This is a genomic window from Rhodocytophaga aerolata, from assembly GCF_030503435.1.
Taxonomy (GTDB): Bacteria; Bacteroidota; Bacteroidia; order Cytophagales; family 172606-1; genus Rhodocytophaga; species Rhodocytophaga aerolata.
On record NZ_JAUKPO010000185.1, the window covers coordinates 1 to 674 of the forward strand.

General features: G+C 48.7%; 1 protein-coding gene. It reads left to right on the forward strand.

The window, feature by feature from the left end:
* The coding region (locus tag Q0590_RS37455) for a response regulator (protein ID WP_302042807.1) at positions 1–674 on the forward strand (674 nt) is incomplete at both ends.

A 674-nucleotide genomic window follows, 5' to 3' on the forward strand; every position in this document is an offset into this window, starting at 1 on the left:
ATGAAAATACTGATTGTCGAAGACGAACCCAAACTAGCCTCCTATATCCAAAAAGGGCTGGAAGAACAAGCCTACGAAGTGCAACTTGCCTACGACGGCCTGATGGGCAAACACCTGGCTTGCAGCACCTATTTTGATGTGATCATCATGGATGTGAACCTGCCCAAAATGAATGGCTTCGATCTGGCCAACGCCTTGCGGGGAGAAAAAGTAAAAACTCCCATCCTGATGCTTACAGCTCTGGGGACCACTGAAGATAAACTGGCCGGCTTTGATGCCGGAGCCGATGACTATCTGGTCAAACCCTTTGAGTTTAGAGAACTGCTGGCCAGAATCCGGGCCTTGTACAAACGCAGCTCAGAAGGACCCATCAAGAATGGGGTACTCAAAATAGCCGACCTGGAACTGAACCTGGATGACAAAACCGTGCAGCGGGCAGGCCGCAAACTAGAGCTGACAGCCAAAGAGTTTTCTTTGTTGGAATACCTGATCCGCAACAAAGGCCGGGTAGTGTCCCGGGTAGACATTGCCGAGAAGGTATGGGATCTGCACTTTGACACGGGCACCAATGTAATTGATGTGTATGTGAACTTTCTGCGCAAAAAAGTAGACAAAAGCTTTCCTACCAAACTGATTCACACCGTGGTTGGCATGGGCTATATTATGAAAGAAGA